Genomic DNA, 16,535 nt, shown 5'->3' on the forward strand with positions numbered 1-16,535 from the left:
GACACCGCTCCCCGAGTCGAGGAGCGGTGTTGTCCGAGATCTCCTAGGCATCCGTCGAGAAGCGCACGCCGGCCTCGGGCAGCACCACACCCGGCCACACGCGCGCCCCGCCGATCAGCTCACAACGAGCACCGATCACGGCCGAGTCACCGACAACCGCATCACGCAGCACCGCGCCGGCCTGCACCAGCGCACCGGCACCGACGATCGAGCGCTCGACGACCGCACCTTCACCGACAACAGCTCCGTCGAACAGGATCGCGCCGTCGAGCACCGCGCCGTCCGCGACCGTGCAGTTCGAACCCACCGCCGAGCCGCCGCGAACCGTGGCGCCCTCGTGGATCGACGAGCCCTCCAGCACCAGGAAGTCGCCGGGCTGTGCAACCGCGGCCGACGGCGCGACGCCGCGCACCAGGTCCGCCGAACCCTGCACGAACGCCTCCGGCTTGCCCAGGTCGAGCCAGTACGTGGCGTCGACGTGGCCCTGCAGGCGGCGACCGGCCTCCAGCAGACCGGGGAACGTCTCGCGTTCAACCGACACCGGGCGACCGGCCGGGATGGCGTCGATCACCTCGCGGCGGAACACGTAGCAACCGGCGTTGATCTGGTCCGTCGGCGGGTTCTCGGTCTTCTCCAGGAACGCCTGCACCCGGCCCTCTTCGTCGGTCGGCACGCAGCCGAACGCGCGGGGGTCCGCGACCTTCACGAGGTGCAGCGTGACGTCCGCCTCGTGCTTGCGGTGCGTGTCCACGATCCCCGTCAGGTCGACGCCCGAGAGGATGTCGCCGTTGAAGACCATCACGTCGGGTTCGCGCAGCTTGTCCGCGACGTTGCGGATGGCGCCGGCGGTGTCCAGCGGCACCTCCTCGACCACGTACTCGAGCTCAAGGCCGAGCCGCGAGCCGTCACCGAAGTACTCCTCGAACACCTCGGCCTTGTAGGACGTGCCGAGCACCACGTGCGTGATGCCGGCCTCCTTGATCCGCGACAGGAGGTGCGTCAGAAACGGCACCCCCGCGGTCGGCAGCATGGGCTTGGGAGCGGACAGGGTCAGCGGGCGAAGACGGGTGCCCTTGCCCCCGACCAGCACCACAGCTTCGACGCCGTGCACCTTTTTCCTCCTCCGCGTTACAGCGAGCCGTTCGACGGAATACTCTGACACGAAGCAGATCGTCATACGGGATCTGGTCCCGGCAAGGAGCTAAATCCGACATGGACCCCCGCGACCGGGCCGACGCCATGCTCGCCCGCGCCCGTGCACGTGGGCGGCACATCGTGACGCCGGACAACATGACCTCCCCGATGGACGCGTCCGACACGCAGCAGGTCCCTCGCACGCTGGTCAACGCCATGGATCCACGTCAGGACCCGGACTCGACCATGATCATTCCTTCGGCTCAGATGGGTCAGCAGCCGCGGCCGCAGACGGCCCCGTCGATGCCGACCCAGCCGATGCCCGTGGCGGATGACGCGGAGATCACTCAGGTCGTGCAGCAAGGTGTGATCCCGACCGCCACGAACCACCAGCAGACGCGCAACTCGCTGACGCAACGCCTGAACGGGAACATGTGAGGGTCTAACGACCAGCCCAGTCCTGCCAGACCTGGCGGCGCGCGATCTTGGCACGCGAGCCGATCACGAACCGTTGGAACACGGTCGCGGGCAGCCTGATCAGCACCTCTCCGAGAACCCTGAGCCTGAGCCAGAGCTTGAAGTTGGCTGCTTGAGGCACGTTTTTGCGCAGCGGCAGCAACGCCGTGATCACCAGAAACCGCGCCAGCTCCCGTGCCGCCACGGAGACCGGCGCACAGCGCAGCAGCATCAGCAAGCGGTTGCGCTCGTTCCAGCGGTGGAACAACGCCGAGCCGGGCCGCGTGCTCGCGCCGTGCCGATGCCGCACCCGCGCGGGCCCGACCGAGATCACCCGGTGCCCGGCCAGCCGCAGCCGCCAAGCGGTGTCGGTGTCCTCGTAGTAGCAGAAGAAGCTCGCCGGGACGCCGCCAACTTCGCGCAGCTCTTCGGTCCGGAGCAACGCCGCGCCACCGCAGAAGCCGAACACCTCGCGTCCGGCCAGCACGACGTCCTTGCCGTGGCCGTCCGAGGTCAACGCCACACCGACGGACTGCGTCGAGCCGTCCGTCAGCAGGAGGGACGACGTGGCGGCGGCTGCTCCGGGATCGCCTTCGAGAGCGCTCTCCAACTCGGTCAGCCACGACGGGTCCGGTACCGCGTCGTCGTTGAGCCAGGCCACGTACGGGGTGTCGATCATGTTCGTGACGGCCGCCAGCCCGCCCGCATACCCACGGTTCTTCGGCAGCCTGACAACCTCATGTCCGCTGATCAACGAGGCTGTGCCGTCGTCGGACGCGTTGTCGACGATGATCGTCCTATGTGGACTCTTCTGGGCTTCGAGGGCGTCCAGGCACGCCGTGATGTGATCACGGCCGCGCCACGTCACGACCACCACGGTGCTGAGTGCCGACACGGCGTGAGACGGTACGCGACGTGCCAGAGCTGGTAGTCCTGACCGAGCAACTCAACGCGCCCGTCCCCGGCGGGACCGGGCGGTACACGGCCGAGCTGTTGCAGGCCCTGAAGGACACCGCGCCTTCGGGCTGGACGGTTTCGAGCGCGGCCACAGCTCGCGCGGATCACGTGATCAGGCTGCCGCGCCGGGCGCTGGTGGCGTTGTGGGAACGGGGGCTGCCACCTCGGCTCGGGCCGCACGTGCACGCTCCCACGCCGCTCGCGCCGCTGCCGGGCGCGGTCGTCACGGTGCACGACGTCGTGCCGTGGACGCATCCGGAAACGCTGACACCGCGCGGGGTCGCGTGGCATCGCAAGGTGATCGCTGCTGCCGCGTTGCGCGCACGGGCCCTGGTCGTGCCGACTCGGGCCGTCGCCGACCAACTGACCGCTCACTTGCGCGTCGAAGTTCCGGTGCACGTGGTGCCCAACGGCGTCACTCCGCTGAAAGGGCCTCCGGCGGACGACCTGTTCGACCGCTATGTGCTCGCCGTCGGCACCATCGAGCCGCGCAAGGGCTTCGACCTGCTGGTGCGGGCGACCGAGCGGCTCAAGGTCCCGCTGGTCGTGATCGGGCCGCAGGGGTGGGGCGGTGTCGATCTCCGCGCGGCGCACGTCAGGTTGCTGGGCAAGGTTTCCGACGCCCGGCTCGCGTCGGTGCTGGCGGGTGCTTCCGTGCTGGCGGCGCCGTCGCTGGCCGAGGGGTTCGGGCTGCCGGTGCTGGAGGCGATGGCCGCCGGTGTGCCGGTCGTGCACTCCGACGACCCGGCTCTGGTGGAGGTCGCGGGCGGCGCCGGAACAGTCGTGCGGCGGGGCGACCTGGCCTCGTTGACGGAAGGACTGCGCTCGGTTCTGCAGGATCCGCATCACACGATCGAGGCCGGCGTCACCCGCGCGAGAGAGTTCACCTGGGCAAAGACCGCGCTCGGTGTCTGGGAGGCCCACCTGTGAAGACCGGATTGGCGCATTCCCGCTAAACGCATTAGCGAATGACATTACGCTGACTGATCGTGCCGACCGCCGAACCCAGCGTGCTGATCGACGCCACCGCGGTTCCCGCAGATCGTGGTGGTGTCGGCCGTTACGTGGATTCGCTCGTCGCCGCACTGGACGCCGACGGCGCCGAGCTGGCCGTCGTGTGCCAGCCGCGCGACGAGGACCTCTTCACCAAGATCGCGCCGAACGCCCGCGTGGTGCGAGCCGCGGACGCCGTCGCCACCCGGACAGCGCGGCTGGCCTGGGAGCAGACGACGTTGCCGCGCCTGGTCCGGGCTCTCGGTGTCGACGTCGTGCACTCACCGCACTACACACTTCCGCTGGCCATCAAGGCCGCATCGGTCGTGACGCTGCACGACGCCACGTTCTTCACCGACCCCGTGCTGCACTCATCGGTCAAGGCGCGCTTCTTCCGCGCCTGGACCCGTGCGTCGTTGAAGCGCGCGGACCTGTGCGTGGTGCCGTCCCAGGCCACCGCCAACGAACTGGCGCGCGTCGCTTCCGCCGACCCCCGCGTGCTGCACATCGCGCAGCACGGCGTCGACACCGAGCGCTTCCACCCGCCGTCGCCGGACGAGATCCTGGCGGTGCGGCGCACGTTGTCGTTGGGGGACACGCCATACGTGGCGTTCCTCGGCGCACTCGAACCGCGCAAGAACGTCCCGGCGCTGATCCGCGGCTTCGCCCAGGCGATGGTGGGCCGCGCCGACCCGCCCGCCCTGGTGCTCGCCGGCCAGCCCGGCTGGGACAGCCAGGTCGAACGCGCTCTGGACTCGGTGCCGCACCGCATCCGGGTGATCCGCGCGGGCTACCTGCCGTTCGAACAGCTCGCCGGGTTTCTGGGTGGCGCGGAACTGGTCGCCTACCCGTCACTCGGCGAGGGCTTCGGCCTGCCGGTGCTGGAGGCCATGGCGGCAGGCGCCTGCGTGCTCACCACCCGAAGACTGTCGCTGCCCGAGGTGGGCGGCGAGGCAGTCGCGTACTGCGGTGTCGGAGCGGGTGACATCGCGGCCGCGATCGCCGATCTGCTGGACGACCCCGCCCGCCGCGCGTCGCTCGCGGCGTCCGGGCAGCAACGCGCGAAGGACTTCTCCTGGGCCATGAGCGCCGAACGGCACCGCCTGGCCTACGAGCGCGCGGTCATGGTGCGCCGCCGCCGTCGGTGACGCCACCGCCTAACCACGTGCGCGAACCACATCGCGCCCCGCCACACGCTCGTGAGAGCGCCGCCCGGCCATGCGCGCGCAGACCACTGGAACGCGACGCACTACTGTGGCGCGCGTGAAATACGGCGACGGACTTGGTGTCGTGACGGTCACGTACTCGCCGGGCGAGACGCTGGCACCGTTCGTGGACACCCTCGCGAAGGCGACCACCCGCTCAGTGCAGGTGATCCTCGCCGACAACGGGTCCACGGACGGCGTGCCCGAGCAGGTTGCCGCGGAGCGCGAGCACGTGAGGTTCGTGCCCACCGGCGGGAACCTGGGTTACGGCGGCGGGGCGAACCGGGGGGTCGAGGCCCTCGGCCAGGACGTCGGCTGGGTGCTGATCTCCAACCCGGACATCGAGTTCGCGCCCGGCAGCGTCGACACGTTGATCGAGGCCGCCGGCCGCTGGCCCAGGGGTGGCATGTTCGGGCCGCTCATCCGCGAGCCGAACGGCGAGATCTACCCGTCGGCGCGGCTGTTGCCGTCCATCGGGCGGGGGCTGGGGCACGCGGTGTTCGGCGCGTTCTGGAAGTCGAACCCGTGGACGCGCGCGTACCGGCAGGAGAAGACGCCGGTCGAGCGGACTGCCGGGTGGTTGTCCGGGAGCTGCTTCCTGATGCGGCGCGAGGCGTTCGACTCGGTCAAGGGCTTCGACGAGCGCTACTTCATGTACTTCGAGGACGTGGACCTCGGCGAGCGGGTCGGCAAGGCCGGCTGGCTGAACGTCTACGTGCCCGACGCGGAGGTCACGCACATCGGTGGCCACTCGACGGCGCGGTCGTCGGATCGCATGCTGCGCGAGCACCACCGCAGCGCGTACCTGTACCTGGCCGACCGGCACCAAGGCGTGCTGTGGGCTCCGTTCCGGCTGCTGATCAAGGCCGGGCTGACGCTGCGGGTGAAGCTCCTCACCAGAGGATGAGCCGCAGCCGCACGCCCCGCGTCATCCACGACCCGAGCGACGAACCGGTCCCGAAGCGGACCGCGTGGCTGCTCATCGCGGGCGGTCTCGCCGGGGTGGCGGCCGGAACGACACTCGGCATCACCCTCACCACAGGGCTGATCTTCATCGGGTTCCTCGGCGGCCTCGCGTACGCCCTCGGCGTGACCGGCCTGGCCGAACGCAAGTGGATCGCGTTGCCGGCGTTCCTGCTCGGAGCCGCGGCGCCGTTCCTGCTGACGTTCGGCGGCCACAGCGTGCTGATGCAGCGGATCGGGCACGTCGAGCACTGCACGGTCACGCGGACGGAAGAGCACCCGTTCGCGAAGTACCCGGAAGTCGACTACACCCTCGCCTGCCAGGGCGAAACGGTCGAGCTCAGCCGCGACTGGGACGAGCGCCTGATGACCGTGGAAGCGGACGTTCTCGTAGGTGAACCGCTGCGGCCGGTCTTCGCGGACCAGACCAGATGGAACCTGCTCCTGGTCACAAGCGTCCCCCTGGCGATGATTCTTCTCATTCCAGTCGCCAGGGCGATCAGGAAAGCCCCATGAGACGCCCGGTGCCACTCATCGTGATCGGGCTGGCCGCGATCGCTGCCGCCGCCGTGCTCGGCGCGATCGTGCCCAAGAGGTACGACCTCGCGGTGCTGATCCCGTGCTGTCTGCTGTCGCTCGCGTTCGCGTGGGGCGTCGGCAAGCTCGGGCCCGCGTGGCTGGTGCTGCCCGCGTTCATGGTCGTGATTCCGGGCACAACGGTGCTGGTCAGCGACGGTCACCGCGCGTTGATGGACCTGCTCGCCACGCGCGAGACCTGCGTGATCACGAGAGTCGACGACATCCCCCGGCCGGACAACCCGGCGTTCGCCCACTACCTCACCTGCCCCGACGGCGCCGAGCTGCGGATCGTCGTGCTGGGCGAGCAGGACAAGAAGATGCAGCCAGGTCCGGCCACCGTGCTGCGGCACCCGGTGATGCGGCCGTTGCTCGCCGACCGCAACGACTGGTCCGGCGAGTGGGTGTTCGGGGTACCAATCGCGATCTTGTTGCTGTTGATCTGTGCGACCACGCTGCGGGCGCGCAGAGTGATGAGGCAGGCTTAGGAGGTGGATCGCGCATCACTGCCCGTCGTGTCCGTCGTCGTCGTCAACTACCGGGGCGCGGAGGACACGGTCACCTGCGTGCGCGGACTCGCCGAGGTGGACTACCCGGCTGAGCTGCTGCAGGTCATCGTCGTCGACAACGAGGCGCACGACACCGCGCGGCTCAAGAAGGACCTTCCCGGCGTCAAGATCGTCACCTCGGAGGCCAACCTCGGCTTCGCGGGCGGCTGCAACCTCGGCGTCGAGCACGCCACCGGCAGCGTGCTCGCGTTCCTGAACAACGACGCGCGCGCGGACCGCGGGTGGATCAGGGCCGCGATCAAGGTCTTCCACGCCGAACCGGCCGTGGGCGCGGTCGCGAGCAAGGTGCTCGACTGGGACGGCCAGAAGATCGACTTCGTGGACGGCGGGCTGACCTGGTTCGGCATGGGCTACAAGCGCCACGCCGGGATGGACGACGACGGCTCGCACGACGACCCGCGCGACGTGCTGTTCGGCACCGGATCGGCCATGTTCGTGCGCGCGGACGTCTACCGCGAGCTCGGTGGGTTCGACGAGCGGTTCTTCATGTTCTACGAGGACGTCGACCTGGGCTGGCGGCTCAACCTGCGCGGCTGGCGCGTTCGCTACGAGCCGGCGTCGCTCACGTTCCACCGCCACCACGCGTCGATGAGCTCGATCGACCACAGCCGCGAGTTGTTCCTGCTGGAACGCAACGCACTCGCCGCGCTGTACAAGAACTTCTCCGACGAGACGCTGGCGAAGGTGCTGCCGGCCGCGCTGGCGTTGTGCGTGCGCAGGGCGACCGCGCGCGGCGAGATCGACCCGACGCAGCTGGAGATCACCCGCAGGCCGTCGGACCCCGCGCTGGACCGCGAACCGGTCGGGGTGTCGCGTGAAGCGCTCGCCGGGTTCCTCGCGATCGACCAGTTCGTCGAGCTGATGCCGTCGCTCGCGGAGTCGCGCAAGATCGAGCAGGCCGCGCGGTCACGATCGGACGCCGACCTGGTGCCGTTGATGCGCAAGGCGTTGGAGCCCGCCTATCCCCTGCCGCGCTACCTCGCGGCGCACGACATCCTCGTCGACGTGCTCGCGCTCGACGACGTGTTCGGCAGGCCGCGCAAGATCCTGGTGATCACCGGCGACGCGATCTCGGACCGGATGGCGGGCCCGGCGATCCGCGCGTGGCACATGGCCGACGTGCTGTCCGGCGAGCACCAGGTGCGGCTGGTCACCACGAACCCGTTGTGCGTGCCGCCGGACGCGCCGTTCGCCGTCTCGCAGGCGCGGCCCAAGGAGCTGCCGCCGCACGTCGCGTGGGCGGACGTGGTGGTGCTGCAGGGTCACGCGCTGGAGATGATCGGCGAGCTGAAGAAGACGTCGTCGACCAAGATCGTCGTCTGCGACATGTACGACCCGATGCACCTCGAACTGCTGGAGCAGGGCAAGGACGACACCGACGAGAAGCGGGCTCTGGACCTGGAGACCGTCACCAAGGTGCTGAACAACCAGCTCGAGCGCGGCGACTTCTTCCTGTGCGCGTCGGAACGGCAGCGGCACTTCTGGCTCGGCCACCTGGCCGCGCTGGGCCGGTTGACGCCCACGTTGTACGACAACGACCCCACGACCGAGTCGCTGCTCGGGATCGTCCCCTTCGGACTGTCGGGCAAGCCGCCGCAGCGCACCGCACCGGCGATCAAGGGCGTGGTGCCGGGGATCTCGGACGCCGACAAGGTCGTGATCTGGGCCGGTGGCGTGTACTCGTGGTTCGACCCGCTGTCGCTGATCCGCGCGATGGACCAGCTGCGGGCGAAGCGGTCCGACGCGAAGCTGTTCTTCCTGGGCATGAAGCACCCGAACCCCGAGGTGCCGGAGATGGACATCGCCGGCCGGACACGGGCGTTGTCCGCGTCGTTGGGGCTGACCGGCGAGACGGTGTTCTTCAACGACGGCTGGGTGGCGTACCACGAGCGGCAGAACTACCTGCTCGACGCTTCTTGTGGTGTCACAACGCACTACGAGCACGTCGAGACCACGTTCGCGTTCCGCACGCGGGTGCTCGACTACCTGTGGGCGGGCCTGCCGATCGTCACCACGTCCGGCGACTCGTTCGCGGATCTGGTGCTGCGGGAAGGTTTGGGCGTCGTCGTGCCGCCGGAAGACCCGGAGGCGCTGGCCGACGCGCTGGAGAAGGTGCTCTACGACGAGGAGTTCGCGGCCGCGTGCCGTGAGCGCATCGCCGTCGTCCGTGAGCGGTTCACCTGGGAGACGGCGCTCGCGCCGCTGGCGGAGTTCTGCCGCGACCCCAGGCCCGCCGCGGACCGTCTGCCGGGCTCCGCACCCATGGTGCGCGCACCGGGGTTGAGCAAGGCGGACAAGATGAAGCGGGACCTGCGGCTGGTGCGCGAGTACCTGGACGCCGGTGGCCCGTCCGAGTTGGCCAAGCGGGCGACGGGGCGTCTGCGCAAGATCGCGCGTGGTGGACGTAATGGCTAGAGCCCCAAAACCGCTCTCAGTGCTGCTCGACGGCACACCCCTGCTCGGACTTCGCACCGGAATCGGCCGCTACACAGCCGCTTTGGCCGAAGAACTGGCTTCCATGCCGGAGGAAGTCGACGTGCGCGCGGTCGCGTTCACGTTGCGCGGCTGGCGGGCGTTGCGGACCGTGTTGCCGCACGACGTCACCGCGCGCGGGCTTCCCGTGTCGGCACGGGCATTGCGCCGCATGTGGCTGGGCGCGCCGTTCCCGCCGGTGGAGATGCTGGCCGGGTTCTCGGACGTCATGCACGGCACGAACTTCGTGCTGCCGCCAACGATTCGGGCCGGGCGCGTGGTGACGATCCACGACCTCGCGTTCCTGGACGCGCCCGGTGACCTGCCGCCGTCGGACCGCCGGTTGCCGGAGCTCGTCCGGTTGTCGGCCCAGCGCGCGGACGTGATCTGCACGCCGACCGCGGCGGTGGCTTCCGTGGTGGCGGACCGGTTCTCGGTGCCGCTGGAGAAGATCGTCGTGACGCCGCTCGGGGTGGATCCCGCGTGGTTCGCGTCCCGGCCGCCTTCGGTGACGTTGCGGGGCCGGTTCGGGCTGCCGTCGGAGTACCTGCTGTTCGTGGGCGCGGACGGGCCGCGGAAGGGCCTGGAGTACCTGGTGAAGGCGCACGCGGCGGATCCGTCGTTGCCGCCGCTGGTGATCGTCGGGCCCGGTCGGTCCGGTGTGGACGGACGGGTGCTGCGGACCGGGTACCTGTCGGACGTGCACCTGCGCTCGGTCGTGGCCGGGGCCACGGCGCTGGTGATGCCGTCGCGGGACGAGGGGTTCGGGCTGCCGGTGCTGGAAGCGTTGGCGTGCAACGTTCCCGTGGTGTGTTCGGACGTGCCCGCACTGCGCGAGACCGCCGGCGGACACGCCCTCCACGTACCGGTAGGCGATGTGGAGGCGCTCGCCGAAGCCCTGGCCCAGGCCGTCGCGGCACCGGCGACTCCGGCCGCTCAGGCAGAACGACGGGCGTACGCGTCCGGGTTCACCTGGCGGCGGTGCGCGGAGAAGACGGTCGAGGCCTACCGGCAGAGCCGGGCTTGACGGCGTCTGCAAGTACTACCGACTGCGAGTTGGTGGTACTTGCAGACGCCCCAACGGCTTCACCGAGAGTGCGGCCTCGGCGAATGCTTGTCGAGCTGACTCAGCGACACCTGCCGCGAGCCCGTGACGGCGGCAACGCACTTCAGGAAGCGCTGCCGATCGGAATCCGCTGTCGCGGGACGCTGGGGGTTGCGCCCGGAATCGAACATGCCGAACAGGTTCTCGTACTTGAAACGGCCGTGCCAGACCGCTCACTCCAATGGCGCAGCACCAGTACGCGGAGCTACCACACCCGCTTTGAATGCCTCCGAAAGGGCGCTTCGCCAGTGCGGCAACGGGCGCAGTCCCGCTGCTGCCCATGCCGCACCCGACAGCACCGAGTAGGCGGGTCGTGGAGCCGGTCGGGGGAAGTCAGCTGTGGTGCAGGGCTGCACGCGGGCCGGGTCGGCGCCCAACTCCTCGAAAATCGCCTGCGCGAAACGGAACCACGTCGTCTCGCCACCGCCCGTCGCGTGCAACAAACGCGTCGAAGGCAGAACCGAGGCAAGCTCAAGAAGACCGGCGGCGAGGTCGTGCGACCACGTCGGCGCGCCGCGCTGATCGTCCACAACGGACAGCGAAGGCCGCGATGCCTCCAGCGCCGCAATGGTCTTCACGAAGTTCGAGCCGTGCACGCCGTAGACCCACGAGGTGCGCACGACCCAGCCGCCCGCGTCGAGCACGCGACGTTCGCCTTCGTGCTTCGACCGGCCGTAGGCGGACTTCGGGGCGGCAGGGTCAGACGGCTCGTAAGGCCGCGTCCCGTCGCCGGCGAACACGTAGTCCGTCGACACGTGGATCATCGGAATGCCAAGGGACGCGCACGCTTCAGCGAGCAGACCGGGCCCGACTCCGTTGACCGCGAACGCACGGTCCTCGTCGGTCTCGGCCGCGTCGACGGCGTTGTACGCGGCGCAGTTGATCACCGCAGTGGCACCCGCGAGATCAGCTGCCGTAACGGAAGTCACGTCGAGCTCGGCGGACGACAGCGCGCGAACGTCGGGCGACAGCAGTGCGAGGTCGTGACCGAGCTGACCACGACCGCCGGGAACGAGGATCAACCGACTCAGCCCTTCGCCAGCGCGGCGCGCTCCTTGAGCGGCTCCCACCAGGCCCGGTTCTCGCGGTACCACTCGACCGTGTCGGCGAGCCCGACGGCGAAGTCGACCTGCGGTGCGTAGCCCAGCTCCGAGGCGATCTTGGAGATGTCCACCGAGTAGCGGCGGTCGTGCCCCAGGCGGTCCTGCACCGGCTCGACGGACGACCAGTCGCGCCCGGTCGCGGCCAGCAGCTTCTCGGTCAGCTCGCGGTTCGTGAGCTCGGTGCCGCCGCCGATGTTGTAGATCTCACCCGGCCGGCCGCCCTCGGCGACGAGCTGGATGCCGCGGCAGTGGTCGGCCACGTGCAGCCAGTCGCGCACGTTCAGGCCGTCGCCGTAGAGAGGCACCTTCCTGCCGTCGATCAAATTGGTGACGAAGAGAGGAATCACCTTTTCAGGGAACTGGTACGGCCCGTAATTGTTCGAACACCGGGTGATGCTCACGGGCAGTCCGTGCGTGCGGTGGAACGCGCGGGCGAGCAGATCGGAAGAAGCCTTGGAAGCCGAGTACGGCGAGTTCGGCTCGAGGATGTGCTCCTCCGACCACGACCCGCTCTCGATGGAGCCGTAGACCTCGTCCGTCGACACGTGCACGAACCGGCCCACGCCCGCGTTCAGCGCACCTTGCAGCAGCGTCTGCGTGCCCAGGACGTTGGTCAGCACGAAGTCCGCGGATCCGGTGATGGACCGGTCCACGTGCGACTCGGCGGCGAAGTGGACGACCACGTCGACGCCGCGCATCTGGTCAGCGACGACGGCGGGGTCGCAGATGTCGCCGCGCACGAACTCGAACTTGCCGGCGACCGGCGCCAGGTTGGTCTCGCTGCCCGCGTAGGTGAGCTTGTCGAGCACCACCACTTCGGCACCCGCGAAGGCCGGGTACGAGCCGCTCACCAACTCCCGCACGTAGTGCGAGCCGATGAACCCGGCCCCACCTGTCACCAGTACGCGCATGCTCAATTCCTCCCGTGGTGTTCCACCGCTCGCAGTCTGTCACGTACTCAATCGCTGCAACCCACAGCGACGTCACGTCGTGTGTCTTATAAACGACTAAACTCGGCGTGGTGGGGGAGGAAACGACTGTGGAAGGCAGAAGTCTGCCGGTCAGGGTGGAGGGGTCCACCCGGCCGACGGCGGCTTTCCGCGCGTTCCTGGTGACCGGGCGAATTTTCGTCGCGCTCGCCTCGGCGGCTGTGCTGACGGTCACGTCGTACGGCTGGGCGAAGATCAAGAACGCCAACGACGGCATCGTCAAGACCGAGGTCATCTCCGAGGAGCTCGCGAAGCAGGGTCCCAAGCCGCTCGACGGCGCGGTCGACATCCTGCTGGTCGGCATGGACAGCCGCACCGACGCCCAGGGCAAGCCGCTGTCGCAGGAAGCGCTGGCGCTGCTCAACGGCGGAGTCGCCGACGGCGAGCAGAACACCGACACGATGATCCTCGTGCACATCCCGGTCGACGGCACGCGCGCGGTCGCGATCTCGTTCCCGCGCGACTCCTACGTCGAGATCGCGGACGGGTTCGGCAAGCACAAGCTCAACTCCGCGTTCGCCCGCCAGCGCAACACCGTCGACCAGCAACTGCGCGGCAAGGGCGAGACGGACGAGCAGAAGATCCGCACCGAGTCGATGGCGGCCGGGCGCAAGACGTTGATCAAGACGATCGAGAACATGACCGGCGGGACCGTCCGGGTCGACCGGTACGCCGAGGTCAACCTGGCGAGCTTCTACGAGGTCACGAAGGCCATCGGCGGCGTGGAGGTGTGCGTGAAGGAGGACACCTCGGACAGCGACTCCGGTGCGAACTTCAAGGCCGGAGTGCAGACGATCGAGGGCGCGCGGGCGTTGTCGTTCGTGCGGCAGCGGCACAACCTGCCCGGCGGCGACCTCGACCGCATCGTGCGCCAGCAGGTGTTCATCGGGGCGCTCGCGAAGAAGGTGCTGTCGACCGGCACGCTGACCGACTCGGACAAGCTGAACGGGCTGGTCGAGGCCATCCAGAAGTCGGTGATCCTCAGCTCGGGCTGGGACATCACCACGTTCGCCGAGCAGATGCAGGGCCTGGTGGGCGGCAACATCGAGTTCCGCACCATCCCGGTGGGCGACCCGACGGACACGTACGAGGACGGCAACGTGCTGCCGGTGAACCCGGCGCAGGTCCGGAAGTTCCTCACCAGCCTCGCCGCGGACAAGTCGTCGTCCAGCTCGTCGTCGCCGACGACGGCCACGACGCTGCCCGCGCCGCCGAACTCGTCGATCACCGTGCAGGTCTACAACGCGGCGGGCGTGCAGGGTCTCGCGAGCACCGTGCTGAACACGTTGGTGGCCAAAGGTTTCAAGCGCGGCACCTTCTCCTCGGCGCAGGAGACCAGCGACACCACCGTGGTGAAGTACGCGGCGGGCGAGGAGGGCTCCGCGCGCAAGGTGGCCACCGAGCTCGGGCCGAACGTCGGCGTCGAGGAGGACGCGTCCGTCCGAAAAGGACAGGTGCAGGTCTTCCTGGGCACCGATTACTCCGCACCGGCCGAGAGCGACGGCGAGGACGTCGACGCCCAGGGTGTGCCCGGCACCACGTCGAACGCCCCCTCCAGCAGCGTGCCGCCGATCACGGCGGGCGGACTGGTCTGCGTGAACTGAAATCCCGGCGTAACGGGCTACTGATAGTTACGCTGAGCAGGAAACCCAGTACACGGAGGACCCACGTTGAGCGCTGCCACCCGCGCGAAGAAGACCGCCCTGGTCATCGGCCGGACGGTCATCGCGCTCGTTGCCGTGACAACGTTGGCGTTCTCCGGCTACTTCTGGACCGCGCTGCGCCTGGTGCAGCAGAACACCAACACCACGCAGATCCTGGAAGTGCTGGACGACATCCCGAACTCGCCACCGGTCGAGGACGGCGCGCTCGACATCCTCCTGGTGGGCAGCGACAGCCGGACGGACGCGCAGGGGCGCCCGCTTCCCGCGGACGTGCTGCGTAAGTTGCGCACCGAGGGCACGGACACGGTGAACACGGACACGATCATCGTGATGCGCATCCCGCGCAACGGCGGCAAGGCCAGTGCCATCTCGATCCCCCGCGACACCTACGTGCCGATCGCCGGCTTCCGCGAGGACAAGATCAACTCCGCGTACGGCGCGGTGAAGTACCTCACGGCCGAACGACTGCAGGCCGAGGGCGTCTCGGATCAGCAGGAGCGAGAACGCAAGTCCGACGAGGCCGGGCGCAAGGCGTTGGTGCAGGCGGTGCAGGACCTCACCGGCATGCGGATCGACCACTACGCCGAGATCAACCTCTACGGCTTCTACCTGCTGACCGAGGTGATCGGCGGCGTGAAGGTGTGCCTGAAGGCCGGCACGTCGGACCCGAACTCGGGCGCGAACTTCCGCGCGGGCGAGCAGGTGATCTCGGGCGGTGACGCGCTGTCGTTCGTGCGGCAGCGGAACATGCCCGGTGGTGACCTGGGTCGCATCGCGCGGCAGCAGGTGTTCATGTCACAGGCGATGAAGCAGCTGTTGTCCGCGGGCACGTTCACCGACCCCGGACGGATGAACGGACTGCTGGACGCGATCTCGAAGTCCGTGGTGGTGGACCAGAAGCTCGACCTGGCGACGCTGGCCGCGCAGGCGCAGGGCCTCGCGTCGGGCAACATGGAGTTCGCCACGATCCCGGTCACGAACATCGACGCGCGCAACGAGCGCGGGCAGAGCGTGGTCACGGTGGACCGCGACGCGGTGAAGGCGTGGGTGGCGCAGCAGATCGGCGAGACGCCGAAGCCGACACCTTCCTCCACCCCCACGTCGGCCTCGAAGTTCGGTCCTGACAAGCTGCTCTCGCTGGACGGCGCGCACACCGCGGTCGCCCAGCAGGATGTGCCCTGCGTCGACTAGGAGTGCCGCGTGAGCGTGACCGAGATCCTCTTCACGCCGTTGCTGAAGGCCGACTCCGGTCGTCCGCTGATCACGCACTACGACGACGCGACGGGCTCACGGGTGGAGCTGTCCCGCGCGACGATCGCCAACTGGGCCGCCAAGACGGCGAACTGGCTGCGCGACGAGCACGACGTCGAGCCCGGTGACCCGGTGGCGGTGCTGCTGCCCGCGCACTGGCAGACCGCCGGCCTGCTGCTGGGCGCGTGGTGGTGCGGTGCCCGGGTCGTCGGCGCCGGTGAGGATGCCCGCGTGGCCGTGGTTCCGCCCGGTGGCACTTCGAACGCCGATGTCGTGGCCGTGGCTTCGTTGCACCCCATGGGGTTGGGCGCGGGTGCTCCGGTCGACTACCTGGACGACGTGCGCGTGCACGGCGACGACTTCATGCCGTGGTCCCCTGTCGCGGGTTCGACGCTCGCACTCGGCGAGTCCACTGTGGATGAAGTGGTGGCCGAGGCGCGCGAACTGGGCGCGAAGCTGGGTGCTGAACCGCGCGTGCTGTCCACTTTGGAGTGGGCGGTGCCTTCCGGTGTGCTGGAAGGCTTCCTGGCCGTGCTCGCGGCCGGTGGTTCGCTGGTGCAGGTGAGCAATCCCGACGCGGGCCGGCTGGCCGCGCGCCGGGAGAGCGAGAACGTCACGCTGCAGCTGGGTTGAGCACCTTGTTGTTCTTGAACAGCACGCGGTCCAGCGCGTAGGCACCACCGTTGAAGCCGAGCGCGAGCGCGCCGGCACCGAGCGCGACGACGAGCTCTCCGCCGCCCTCGCCCAGCAGGCCGTTCGAGATGTGCACCAGGAAGAACGCGCCGAGCATGTCGACGGCGAGCAGCACTCCGGCGATCGGCAGCGCCAACCCGGCGATCAGCGCGAGGCCACCGGCGAGCTCGACGGTCGCGGCGAACGCGGCCGAGACCGAGGGCAGCGGCACACCCATCTTCTCGAACGACGCGCCGGTGCCGGCCAGGCCGAACTCGGTCCACTTCTGCCAGCCGTGCGCGACGAACACGATGCCGAGGCCGATCCGGCCGATGAGTGCGGTGACGTCCTTCACCATGGTTGCTGCTCCCCGATCCTGTCGTTCTGCTGTCGGTCGTTCAACTTCGAACCAAAACTAGTACAGGT

At 69.1% G+C, this 16,535-nt stretch carries 16 protein-coding genes; 11 read left to right on the plus strand and 5 right to left on the minus strand.

Annotation, left to right across the window (positions count from 1 at the left end; all coding sequences use genetic code 11):
* Positions 1 to 43: 43 nt before the first annotated feature.
* Positions 44 to 1,111 (minus strand): NDP-sugar synthase, encoded by a 1,068-nt coding sequence (locus tag ABZX92_RS22730; RefSeq protein ID WP_355562661.1) that lies wholly within the window; start codon positions 1,109 to 1,111, stop codon positions 44 to 46.
* Positions 1,112 to 1,212: 101 nt separating this feature from the next.
* Here ABZX92_RS22730 and ABZX92_RS22735 point away from each other — a divergent pair, with 101 nt between their 5' ends.
* Positions 1,213 to 1,572 (plus strand): hypothetical protein, encoded by a 360-nt coding sequence (locus ABZX92_RS22735; protein WP_355562664.1) that lies wholly within the window; start codon positions 1,213 to 1,215, stop codon positions 1,570 to 1,572.
* Positions 1,573 to 1,576: 4 nt separating this feature from the next.
* Here the strand turns inward: ABZX92_RS22735 and ABZX92_RS22740 are convergent, their stop codons facing one another.
* Positions 1,577 to 2,485: a glycosyltransferase family 2 protein gene (locus ABZX92_RS22740; RefSeq protein WP_355562667.1), complete on the minus strand. Its 909-nt coding sequence runs from the start codon at positions 2,483 to 2,485 to the stop codon at positions 1,577 to 1,579.
* A gap of 20 nt (positions 2,486 to 2,505) precedes the next feature.
* Between ABZX92_RS22740 and ABZX92_RS22745 the strand changes: the two genes are divergently transcribed.
* From ABZX92_RS22745 to ABZX92_RS22775, 7 genes are all read left to right on the plus strand, one after another.
* On the plus strand, positions 2,506 to 3,477 hold the full coding sequence (locus ABZX92_RS22745; protein ID WP_355562670.1) for a glycosyltransferase family 1 protein: 972 nt from the start codon (positions 2,506 to 2,508) through the stop codon (positions 3,475 to 3,477).
* Positions 3,478 to 3,557: 80 nt separating this feature from the next.
* The gene (locus tag ABZX92_RS22750; protein WP_355562744.1) at positions 3,558 to 4,688 is read left to right on the plus strand and encodes a glycosyltransferase family 1 protein; all 1,131 of its coding nucleotides are present in this window, start codon (positions 3,558 to 3,560) and stop codon (positions 4,686 to 4,688) included.
* Between the two features lie 70 nt (positions 4,689 to 4,758).
* Positions 4,759 to 5,652, plus strand: a complete 894-nt coding sequence (locus ABZX92_RS22755) for a glycosyltransferase family 2 protein (protein ID WP_355562673.1) — start codon at positions 4,759 to 4,761, stop codon at positions 5,650 to 5,652.
* Positions 5,649 to 6,224 carry a hypothetical protein gene (locus ABZX92_RS22760; RefSeq protein WP_355562676.1) on the plus strand — a complete coding sequence of 192 codons (576 nt, stop codon included), beginning with the start codon at positions 5,649 to 5,651 and terminating at the stop codon, positions 6,222 to 6,224. The genes ABZX92_RS22755 and ABZX92_RS22760 overlap by 4 nt, the downstream gene beginning before the upstream one ends.
* Complete coding sequence (locus ABZX92_RS22765; protein ID WP_355562679.1) at positions 6,221 to 6,772, plus strand: hypothetical protein; 552 nt, start codon at positions 6,221 to 6,223, stop codon at positions 6,770 to 6,772. Before ABZX92_RS22760 ends, ABZX92_RS22765 begins: the two co-directional genes overlap by 4 nt.
* A gap of 3 nt (positions 6,773 to 6,775) precedes the next feature.
* A complete protein-coding gene (locus tag ABZX92_RS22770) occupies positions 6,776 to 9,268 on the plus strand; it encodes a glycosyltransferase (protein WP_355562682.1) in 2,493 nt (830 codons plus the stop codon).
* A complete protein-coding gene (locus ABZX92_RS22775) occupies positions 9,261 to 10,352 on the plus strand; it encodes a glycosyltransferase family 1 protein (protein WP_355562684.1) in 1,092 nt (363 codons plus the stop codon). The genes ABZX92_RS22770 and ABZX92_RS22775 overlap by 8 nt, the downstream gene beginning before the upstream one ends.
* A 251-nt stretch (positions 10,353 to 10,603) precedes the next feature.
* Here ABZX92_RS22775 and rfbD read toward each other — a convergent pair whose 3' ends face one another.
* Together rfbD and rfbB are read right to left on the minus strand one after the other, a co-directional pair.
* Positions 10,604 to 11,461 carry a dTDP-4-dehydrorhamnose reductase gene (gene rfbD, locus ABZX92_RS22780; protein WP_355562747.1) on the minus strand — a complete coding sequence of 286 codons (858 nt, stop codon included), beginning with the start codon at positions 11,459 to 11,461 and terminating at the stop codon, positions 10,604 to 10,606.
* Positions 11,458 to 12,444 (minus strand): dTDP-glucose 4,6-dehydratase, encoded by a 987-nt coding sequence (rfbB, locus tag ABZX92_RS22785; RefSeq protein WP_355562686.1) that lies wholly within the window; start codon positions 12,442 to 12,444, stop codon positions 11,458 to 11,460. The genes rfbD and rfbB overlap by 4 nt, the downstream gene beginning before the upstream one ends.
* Positions 12,445 to 12,554: 110 nt before the next feature.
* Here rfbB and ABZX92_RS22790 point away from each other — a divergent pair, with 110 nt between their 5' ends.
* The 3 genes from ABZX92_RS22790 to ABZX92_RS22800 all read left to right on the plus strand — a co-directional run bounded on the left by ABZX92_RS22790 (position 12,555) and on the right by ABZX92_RS22800 (position 16,070).
* Positions 12,555 to 14,126, plus strand: coding sequence for an LCP family protein (locus ABZX92_RS22790; RefSeq protein ID WP_355562688.1), 1,572 nt, complete (start codon positions 12,555 to 12,557; stop codon positions 14,124 to 14,126).
* Between the two features lie 66 nt (positions 14,127 to 14,192).
* Entirely contained in the window at positions 14,193 to 15,377 is a 1,185-nt protein-coding gene (locus ABZX92_RS22795; protein WP_355562690.1) for an LCP family protein, read from the plus strand.
* A 9-nt stretch (positions 15,378 to 15,386) separates the two neighbouring features.
* Positions 15,387 to 16,070: a TIGR03089 family protein gene (locus tag ABZX92_RS22800; protein ID WP_355562693.1), complete on the plus strand. Its 684-nt coding sequence runs from the start codon at positions 15,387 to 15,389 to the stop codon at positions 16,068 to 16,070.
* On the opposite strand, the gene ABZX92_RS22805 is transcribed toward ABZX92_RS22800, so the two are convergent.
* Positions 16,051 to 16,467 carry a DoxX family protein gene (locus ABZX92_RS22805; protein WP_355562696.1) on the minus strand — a complete coding sequence of 139 codons (417 nt, stop codon included), beginning with the start codon at positions 16,465 to 16,467 and terminating at the stop codon, positions 16,051 to 16,053. The two genes, ABZX92_RS22800 and ABZX92_RS22805, sit on opposite strands and share 20 nt — an antisense overlap.
* Positions 16,468 to 16,535 lie beyond the last annotated feature (68 nt).

It is taken from the genome of Lentzea sp. NPDC006480, from assembly GCF_040611995.1.
Classification (GTDB): Bacteria; Actinomycetota; Actinomycetes; order Mycobacteriales; family Pseudonocardiaceae; genus Lentzea.

Excerpts from the sequence above, each read along its gene's own strand:
- ABZX92_RS22760 (WP_355562676.1), top strand. The coding sequence starts at position 5,649 with ATGAGCCGCAGCCGCACGCCCCGCGTCATCCACGACCCGAGCGACGAA.
- ABZX92_RS22805 (WP_355562696.1), bottom strand. The coding sequence starts at position 16,467 with ATGGTGAAGGACGTCACCGCACTCATCGGCCGGATCGGCCTCGGCATC.
- ABZX92_RS22775 (WP_355562684.1), top strand. The coding sequence starts at position 9,261 with ATGGCTAGAGCCCCAAAACCGCTCTCAGTGCTGCTCGACGGCACACCC.
- ABZX92_RS22755 (WP_355562673.1), top strand. The coding sequence starts at position 4,759 with ATGCGCGCGCAGACCACTGGAACGCGACGCACTACTGTGGCGCGCGTG.
- rfbB (WP_355562686.1), bottom strand. The coding sequence starts at position 12,444 with ATGCGCGTACTGGTGACAGGTGGGGCCGGGTTCATCGGCTCGCACTAC.
- ABZX92_RS22735 (WP_355562664.1), top strand. The coding sequence starts at position 1,213 with ATGGACCCCCGCGACCGGGCCGACGCCATGCTCGCCCGCGCCCGTGCA.
- ABZX92_RS22765 (WP_355562679.1), top strand. The coding sequence starts at position 6,221 with ATGAGACGCCCGGTGCCACTCATCGTGATCGGGCTGGCCGCGATCGCT.